This is a genomic window from Terrabacter sp. P5_B1 (genome assembly GCF_056400505.1).
Map to the genome: position 1 here is coordinate 1 of NZ_JBFULD010000193.1, position 8,073 is coordinate 8,073.

At 74.4% G+C, this 8,073-nt stretch carries 7 protein-coding genes, 2 pseudogenes and 1 riboswitch; of the genes and pseudogenes, 1 reads left to right on the top strand and 8 read right to left on the bottom strand.

Annotated elements, in window-relative coordinates:
- Positions 1-240 precede the first annotated feature (240 nt).
- From AC1DP0_RS14120 to AC1DP0_RS14150, 7 genes and pseudogenes are all read right to left on the bottom strand, one after another.
- Entirely contained in the window at positions 241-807 is a 567-nt protein-coding gene (locus tag AC1DP0_RS14120; protein ID WP_478085183.1) for a hypothetical protein, read from the bottom strand.
- A 71-nt stretch (positions 808-878) separates the two neighbouring features.
- Positions 879-2,489: a polyprenol phosphomannose-dependent alpha 1,6 mannosyltransferase MptB gene (mptB, locus tag AC1DP0_RS14125; RefSeq protein WP_478085184.1), complete on the bottom strand. Its 1,611-nt coding sequence runs from the start codon at positions 2,487-2,489 to the stop codon at positions 879-881.
- Positions 2,482-3,078 carry a histidine phosphatase family protein gene (locus AC1DP0_RS14130; RefSeq protein ID WP_478085185.1) on the bottom strand — a complete coding sequence of 199 codons (597 nt, stop codon included), beginning with the start codon at positions 3,076-3,078 and terminating at the stop codon, positions 2,482-2,484. Before AC1DP0_RS14130 ends, mptB begins: the two co-directional genes overlap by 8 nt.
- 1 nt (position 3,079) lies before the next feature.
- Positions 3,080-3,613: a hypothetical protein gene (locus AC1DP0_RS14135; RefSeq protein ID WP_478085186.1), complete on the bottom strand. Its 534-nt coding sequence runs from the start codon at positions 3,611-3,613 to the stop codon at positions 3,080-3,082.
- A 56-nt stretch (positions 3,614-3,669) separates the two neighbouring features.
- Positions 3,670-4,980 (bottom strand): ATP-binding cassette domain-containing protein, encoded by a 1,311-nt coding sequence (locus AC1DP0_RS14140; RefSeq protein WP_478085187.1) that lies wholly within the window; start codon positions 4,978-4,980, stop codon positions 3,670-3,672.
- Between the two features lie 524 nt (positions 4,981-5,504).
- Positions 5,505-6,038 (bottom strand): annotated as a pseudogene (locus AC1DP0_RS14145) (ABC transporter ATP-binding protein); the annotation flags it as partial.
- Positions 6,019-6,645, bottom strand: a complete 627-nt coding sequence (locus AC1DP0_RS14150; RefSeq protein WP_442277367.1) for an ECF transporter S component — start codon at positions 6,643-6,645, stop codon at positions 6,019-6,021. The pseudogene AC1DP0_RS14145 and the gene AC1DP0_RS14150, both read right to left, overlap by 20 nt.
- 88 nt (positions 6,646-6,733) lie before the next feature.
- Positions 6,734-6,849: riboswitch (TPP riboswitch) on the bottom strand.
- Between the two features lie 72 nt (positions 6,850-6,921).
- Here AC1DP0_RS14150 and AC1DP0_RS14155 point away from each other — a divergent pair.
- Positions 6,922-7,386, top strand: a complete 465-nt coding sequence (locus tag AC1DP0_RS14155; protein WP_478085188.1) for a DUF4235 domain-containing protein — start codon at positions 6,922-6,924, stop codon at positions 7,384-7,386.
- Between the two features lie 287 nt (positions 7,387-7,673).
- On the opposite strand, the pseudogene AC1DP0_RS14160 reads toward AC1DP0_RS14155, so the two are convergent.
- Positions 7,674-8,073 (bottom strand): annotated as a pseudogene (locus AC1DP0_RS14160) (zinc-binding alcohol dehydrogenase family protein); the annotation flags it as partial.

The window sequence follows — 8,073 nt, forward strand, 5'->3', positions numbered from 1 at the left end:
ATGCGGTGCCCCTCGTCCTCGAGCCGCTTGGCCTCGGCGAGGACGGGACCTCGGATCTCGTAACAGACATTCTGCAGCTTCTTGCTCTGGGTGACCGCGCGCATGTGCACCAGCGTCCCATTGGCGTATGCCGTGGGCCGCGCCATTCCCACGATGTGGCCYGTGCCGTCGATCACGCGTCCGTCGCGTCCGCCTCCGTGTCGGCATCCGTGAGGTGGGACGGGGCGGCCGCTCGGGCTCTCACCGGAGGAGGCAGCCGAAGCTGCTGGCGGCACTGCGGGCCGTCAGCGACCCCACGAGCGAGGTGTCGCTCGGGGCCAGCACGTCGATCGTGAGCAGGTGCCCCTCGGCCGTCTGCGTCAGGTGCGCGTAGACGGGGAGACCGGACTTCTGCTGCGCCCACCCGGTCTGCTCGAGGTAGCCGACGAGCTCGGCGGCCTGGGGGCCCGTCGACTGGGGGTAGCCCCGGGTCACGGTGCCGTCGATGGCCTCGCGGCAGGGCGGGATCTCACTGTGCCCGAGCGGCGTCATCGTGTGGTCGAGGAGCTCGACCTGCCGGACCAGGGTCTCGTAGGCGGCGACGTCGTCGGCGTGCACACGGCCCGACCAGGCCCAGGCGCCGAAGGCGACCAGCCCGACGACGAGCACCACGAAGCCGATGACCACGAGGCTCCGACGCCGCCGCGTGACGGTGTCAGCCCTGGTCGCCTCGGATCCGTCGTCGCCCGTGCGACGCTCCGAGCGACGGGGACGCGGCGGTCGACCGTCCCCGGGCGGGGCCTCGTCGACGAAGCCGGAGTCACTCACCGGGACAGTGTGGAACGGCGGACCGGGCGCGGCAGGGTGGCTCGGTCAACTGTCGCCGTTCCGTGACCGGGTCACCCTCGCCGCACCAGGGGCCGGTCGAGGTCGAGCACGTGCCGCCAGTCGATGTGACGGGCGGTGCGCAGCCCGCGCCGCAGCAGCAGGACAAGGACGACCACGGCGATCGGCACCCCGACGGCCGTCGTCGTCAGGCCGAGGCTGTAGCCCTCCGGCAAGGTCGCGAAGCACGCGACGGAGGCGACGAGCGCGAGGGGCCGCTCGAGGCGCGTCTGCCACCGAGCCCCGAGCGAGACGGCGAAGAGCGGCAGCGCCCACAGGTAGTACCACCCGAGGAAGACCGGGGCGAGCACGACGACGGCGAGCATGGCCCACGCGATGCCGCGCACCGGCCGCAGGCGCGTCTCGGCCGCCGTCTCGGCCGCCGCACCCTCGTCGAGCGGGCCACTGGTGTCAGCCGGCTTGAGCGCCGCCAGCCAGACGAGGACCAGGAGCAGGGCGAGGACGACCAGGGCGACGGCCCGGGCGGTCGCGATGCCGGTCTCGCGCCACTCGTCGTGGCCGAGAAGGTGCCCGACCGCGCCGACGCCGATGCCGATCGCCGTAGGCAGCGACGTCCACTGCTCGTTCTTGCCCGGGGTCCCCGTCGGGTTGAGCCACGAGAAGCCGAGCCCCGTCACCACCCCGCCGAGCACCATCGGCACGCCCGCGCAGACCGCCGTCAGCGCCCCGGCCCGCACCACCTCACCCCAGCGCACGTATGCCGCCCCGCCCGTCCTCGACGCCCGCGCCGACACGGCGTGGCGGGCCCAGAGGATCGCGACGAACGGCAGGGCGATGACGGCGGTCACCTTGACCATGGCCCCGAGCGCGATGACGACGCACGCGACGGCGAACCGCCCGCGCAGGGCCAGGGCGAGACCGCCGAGGACCGCGCCGACCATGAGCGCGTCGTTGTGCGCTCCCCCGACGAAGTGGGCGCCGACCAGCGGCACCGCGACCCCCAGCCAGATGGCCCGCTCGGGCGACCAGCCGAGCCGGCGGGCCACGTCGGGCACCGCCCACGCGAGGAGGACCACGCCGACGACGGCGAGCAGCCGAAGGAGCAGGAGGGCGACCCACAGCTCGCCGGAGACCGCAGCGACGGCCCGGGCCAGCAGCAGCCACACGGGGCCGTAGGGCGTCGAGCTGTCAAGCCAGGTGGGCGCCGTCGCCCCCCGCCACGGCGAGTCGAGCTCGTGGACGACGTGGTCGTAGGGGCTGAGCCCCTGGTCCCAGAGCAGGCCCTGGGCGGCATACGAGTAGAGGTCGCGGCTGTAGAGGGGCATGGCGGCGACGAGCGGGGCGAACCACAGGGCGATCGTCACCCACCACCACCGCACCGAGACCCCGGCGTCGCGCAGGCGCCACCACGCGAGGACGAGCACCGCCATCGCGAGCAGCGACACCGTGGCGAGCAGCGGGGAACCACCGCTCGCCGACCACGGCGCCACACCCGGCCACAGCACGTGGCGGTTGGGGCGCGGCAGCGCCCCCGCGCCCCACGAGGCGGCGGCGAGGACGACCCCACCGACGCAACCCGCCCAGCGCGCCCACGACACCGCGGCCGCCGAAGACGACGCCGGCGACCAACCGGACGCCGTGACGGCGTGGCGGCGCTCAGCCATGGGTGACCGGTTCGTCACCCCAGGCGAGCAGGCGCCACCCGCTCCCGGGCTCACCCTCCATCGTGACGACGTGGGCGTTGTCGAGGCGCCGGCCGTCRAAGAAGTCGGGGGCCAGCCCGAACGAGACCGAGCACCAGACCCGCATCGCCGCACCGTGGCTCACGGCGACCGCGGACTCGTGCCCGTCGGACGCGATGCGCGCGATCGCCTCGTCGTAGCGCGCCAGGAAGCGTGCGCCGCTGTCGCCGCCAGGGATCGTGTGCTCCGGGTCCTCGCGCCAGCGGACCACGGCGTCGATGTAGGGCTGCCAGTCGGTCGACATCTCGTAGTCACCGGCCTGGATCTCGCGCAGGCCCGGCAGCACGACCATCTCGAGGCCCAGCATCTCGGCGAGCGGGGCAGCGGTCTGCTGGGTGCGCACGAGGTCGGAGGTGTAGATCGCGCCGAGGTCCTCGGCGCCGAGCCGGTCCGCGAGCGCCCGGGCCTGCGCCCGGCCCTCGTCGGTGAGGTCGAGACCCGGCACTGCGGTGTCGAGCTGGCGGGCGACGTTGGCGTGGGTCTGCCCGTGCCGCACGAGGAAGAGCCGCACCTCAGAGACCCTTCACCGTGACGCCGCTCAGGCACTCGATGCCGGTGCTCGGACCGGTGTGGAAGTTCTTGACGGACACCGGTGTGGCCGCACCGGCCGCGAGCTTGACGTCGACCTCCTTGCTGGCGACGTCGGACCCGTCGGACGTCTTGACGAGGAAGACGGCCACGGTGAACGTGTGCTCCTGGTCGTCGGAGTTCGTGAGCGTCCCGGTGAAGCTCCACGACTCGCCCGTGGCCCGACAGCTCGTGTTGGTGAGGCTCGACGCCGCGTCGAAGAGGCTGCCGTCGCTCGGCCCGGTCGTGGCGGCCGGGTCCGGTGCGTCGTCGCTCGGGGTGACGGGCACGATGGTCGGCTGCAGGGGCACGCTGACCGTCGGGGCCACGGCGTCGTCGGGCGACGGCGTCGGCTGACCGCAGCCGGCCACGGCGAGGACGAGCGAGGTGGAGAGGGCCAGCGCGACGGTCGGCACGGCATACGCCCGCGCGCCGCGGCGTCCGCGAGGGGCTGGGCGGGGTCGGCGGGGCATGGGCACGTGCGGCCCCTTCCTGGTCGGGAGGTGTGCGCCGCCCATTGTGCCCCGCGAGGCACTCAGGGCAGCAGCAGCCGGGCCGCGACCGCCGCCGCGATGACGAGAAGACCGGCCACGAGGGCCAGGGTGTCGGGCAGGCGCCACGGCGCCGGGCCCGCCCACGTGCGCCGCCGCGCCTCGGCGAAACCGCGCGCATCCATCGCCAGCGCCAGCGTCGACGCCTGGGCGAGTGCACCGACGAGCAGGCTGCCCGTGACGACGACCGCCTCCCGGCCCCGGGCGAGCGGGCTCCGGTCGGCGCGGATGCCGCGCACCCGGCGCGTCGTCATGAGCTCGCTCCACAGGGTGTCGAAGGACTGGAGCCGCTGCAGGGCGGCCGTCGCGGCGACGACGGGCCGCGCCGGGAGCCGGAGCCGCTGCGCGAGGTGGTCGCCGAGGGCCTCGGGCTCGAGGAAGCCGACGACGAAGGCGGAGGGCACGAGCAGACAGAGCACGCGCAGCGCGGCAGATGACGCGACCTCGAGGTCACGCCCGCCGAGGAGCCACGCGGACCACGCGACGCCGACGACGGCGAGCGTGGCCGGGGCGAGTCGGGCCAGGACCCCGCGGATGCGACCCTCGGGAGGGCGACCGGGGCCGGGGGCGAGGAGGCCGACGAGGCCGAGCACCACCTCGACGGCGAGGACCGCCAGGCCCTGGCGCCACGTGTCGAGCAGCGCGGGCAGGGGCAGGACGCAGAGCGCCGACGCGAGGAGCGCGAGCGGGCCGATCCGGGCGAGCAGCGGCCGGCGCTCCGGCTCCGGGTCGGGTGCCGGTTGGGCGGGTGCCACGAGGTGGACGACACGGTCGGCGTCATCGACGACGCCGGGATCATGGGTCGTGACGACGACCGCCGCACCCTCGTCACGGGCCGCGGCCAGGACGCCCGAGACGGCCGCCCACGTCAGGCGGTCCTGCCCGACCGTGGGCTCGTCGGCGAGCACGAGCGCGGGGCCGTGCGCGACGGCGGACGCCATCGCCAGGCGCCGCTGCTCACCGCCGGAGAGCTGGCGCGGGTCGGCGTCGGCGAGGTGGTCGAGCCCGAGCGCGGCGAGGAGGGCGTCGGCGCGGCGACCGGCGAGGGCGGGGTCGTGGCCGAGGGCGAGCGGTGTCGTCAGGACATCGTCACGCACGGTGCGACCGACGAGAGCGGTGGCCGCACGCTGCGGCACCCAGGCCACGACTCGCGCGAGGTCCGGCGAGGACCACTCGTGCGGTGGCGTGAGCCGGTCGCGGGCGTCGGCTCGGCCTCCCGCCTCGGCCGGCGTGAGCGGCAGCGCGACGTCCACGGTGCCACGCGCCGGCGTCGAGAGGCCGCCGAGCGCCGACAAGAGCGAGGACTTGCCGGCGCCGCTCGGTCCGACGAGGGCGAGCGGCCGGCCCGCGCCTCGAGGTCGGAGCCGTCGACGGCCAGCGTCGTGCGCGAGCGCTCACCCAGCCGCCGGCTGCGGTGCTCGACCCGGACGCCGGAGGCCGCCGCGACGACCCGGCCCTGCGGCACCCGTCCCGCGGCTGCGTCCGGCGCGGGGTCGAGGACCAGCGCGAGGGGCTCGGGTTCAGGCACACCCGGGACCCAGATGCCCTGAGCCGCAAGCGATTCCCCGTGCTCGGCCAGCACCGGCCAAGGCTCGCCATCGGCGATGACCGAGCCCGACGCGTCGAGAACGACGAGACGATCGACGCGGTCCAGCCACCCGTCCAGACGGTGCTCCACGACGACGAGCGTGAGCCCGCGCCGCGCGACGACGTCGGCCACGACGGCCCGCACGTCCGCAGCGGTGGCGGCGTCGAGCATTGCCGTCGGCTCGTCGAGCAGCAGCACCGACGGCTCCAGGACAAGGGCGCCCGCCAGGGCGAGCCGCTGGGACTCCCCGCCGCTCAGCGTCGCCGGCGAGCTCTCGGGGGGCATGGCCAGGCCCACCTCGCGCAGCGCGGACTCGACGCGGGACGGCATCTCGCCGCGGGGCACCGAGACGTTCTCCAGGCCGAAGGCGACGTCCCGACCGATGCTCGAGGCCACGACACCGGCGCCGGGATCCTGCAGCACGAGGCCGACCGAGCCCGGGACGTCCTGCGGCGCCTGACCGCCCACCGTCACCGTGCCCGACAGCTCGCCGGCGTCTGCCGTGAGCAGCAGGCCGGCGACGGCCCGCAGCAGGGTCGACTTGCCCGACCCGCTCGGCCCGGCGAGCAGCACGCGCTCGCCGGGCTCGATGGTGAGGTCGAGGCCGTCGAGCACCGGACGCGAGCGACCGAAGGGGCGCCACGTCAGGTCCCGGAGGCGTACCTCGACCCCGCCGGTCGCCCGGGCGTGGTCTCGGCCCCGTTCCTCTGCCCGCGTCGTCACCGGGGTGTCCACCGCGCGGCGGTCAGACGGCGCGCTGCTCACGGACCTCCTGGCCCGGCGGGAACGGGTTCAGCGCTCCCGCGGCCGCGAGCAGCCGCGTCAGGCCGACGGCGAGGAGCGAGCCGAGGACCGCCACCGACGCACCGAGCAGGAGGAGGTAGGCGATCTTGTAGCCCCAGCCCCAGTCGGTCCAGTACGAGTACCACTCGTAGACGGCCTCGAAGGCGCCGCCGAGGAAACCGCCGAGCAGCAACGGCGCCCAGCGGTACACGGCATACCCGAAGGCGGCGAAGCCGAGCTCCACGCCGAGGCCCTGGACGAGGCCGGACACGAGCGTGGCCAGGCCCCACTGGGTGCCGATGAGCGCGGACACGATGGCGGCGAGCAGCTCGGTGAAGACGGCCGCGCCGGGACGCCGGATGATGAGCATGCCGACGATGCCGGCGACGAGCCACGGCCAGTTGAAGAGGGCGCCGAGGGGCGGGAAGGCCGCCGAGACCGCGTTCGACGGGACGGCGTAGACGAGGCCCCAGGCCCAGTACGCGACGCCGAAGGCGACGCCGAGGAAGGCGCAGGTGAGCAGGTCGATGGTGCGCCAGCGGGTCAGCGGCCCGCTCGCGGTGATGGTCGCGCTGGTGGTTCTGGACATGGTGTGTCTCCCGGGTTCCAGTGATGACAAGTGGATACCTGGGGGAAGCCAGCCGGACGGACACGTCGATGACGTATGCCGTGTGGTGGCCTGAGAAATACCGACTTCCTTCGCCGGTGCTAACCGGAGCAGGTTCGAGGGTCTGCGGCTCGGCCTTCTGGCTGCCGCACTCTCAGCGCGTGGTGCGCTCCCCTGTCGTGATGGGTGGTGGTGCTCTTCAGTTGTGGAGGTGACTCTACTCGTGAGTGCCGGGGGCAGCGTGGGTACAGTCAAGCCATGGCTTCCAAGGACACGAAGAAGGCGCTCGCGAAGGCCTCGGACAAGGCATCCGCGAAGGTCGACGAGACGCAGCGCACCCCGGTCGGCGGTCCGGTCTGGAAGCTCCTCAGCGTCGGGACGACGATCATCGCGACCAAGCTCGCGACCGACGCCGCGCAGAAGGGCTGGAAGCTCGCCACCGGTCGCAACGTGCCCGTCAAGGGCGACTTCGAGCGTGAGCGCACCCGGGACGTCATCCTCTTCACGGCCATCTCCTCGATGGCCGTCGCCGCCGCCCGGGTCGCTGCAGAGCGCGGTGCGGCGACGTACTACCGCCGCTCCACCGGCCACCTGCCCAAGGCGCTCGAGGACGACCAGGTGAAGCCGACCGACAAGAAGGTCGCGAAGAAGCTCGACCGGGCGAAGGCCAAGGCGGAGAAGGCGACCCAGAAGGCCATCGACAAGGCCACCGGTAGCCGGTAGCTCCACCCGCGCCGGCCYCGGCAGACCCGCGTACGGGACCAAAGCCCCTGTCGCGCGCGTCGCCTTCCGCCGCACGCTCGAGGGAAGGGCGCGGCGCGCCCGCCCCCCAGGCCCGCCGCGAGCCCTGGAGGAGGGCCTCACCGTCGACGTCGGACACCAGATGAGGGGTGGTGCTGAGGGTCCGCTGAGCAGCCGCTGAGCCGGCACCATCCGGCGTGCTCCCACCGGATGGTGCCCCAGCGGATGGTGCCCCAGCGGCGGGCGGGGAGGGCGTCGACCGGCGCGGTTCAACCGCCGGACGCCGGCACGAGCACGGCGGCGCCCCGGATCCGCCCCGCCTCCAGGTCGACCAGCGCGCGGTCCGCCTCGCCCATCGGCACCGCGGTCGTGGCGACTCGAAGGCCCAGCCGCTCGGCCAGCAGCAGGAACTCCTCGCCGTCGTGCCTGGTGTTGCTCGTGACGCTGCGCAGCGACCGCTCCCGGAAGAGGTGGCGCTGGTAGTCGAGCACGGGTACGTCGCTGAGGTGGATGCCGGCCACGGCGAGGGTGCCCCCGGGAGCCAGGGCAGCGAGAGCGACCGGAACCAGCTCGCCGACCGGCGCGAAGAGGATGGCCGCGTCGAGCCGCACCGGCGGCGCGTCGTGCGGCCCGCCGACCGAGGCCGCACCGAGCTCCGCAGCCAGGGCG

What these genes read in the sequence shown, in the direction of transcription:
- AC1DP0_RS14155 (WP_478085188.1), top strand. Translation starts at nt 6,922, where the DNA reads ATGGCTTCCAAGGACACGAAGAAGGCGCTCGCGAAGGCCTCGGACAAG.
- mptB (WP_478085184.1), bottom strand. Translation starts at nt 2,489, where the DNA reads ATGGCTGAGCGCCGCCACGCCGTCACGGCGTCCGGTTGGTCGCCGGCG.
- AC1DP0_RS14150 (WP_442277367.1), bottom strand. Translation starts at nt 6,645, where the DNA reads ATGTCCAGAACCACCAGCGCGACCATCACCGCGAGCGGGCCGCTGACC.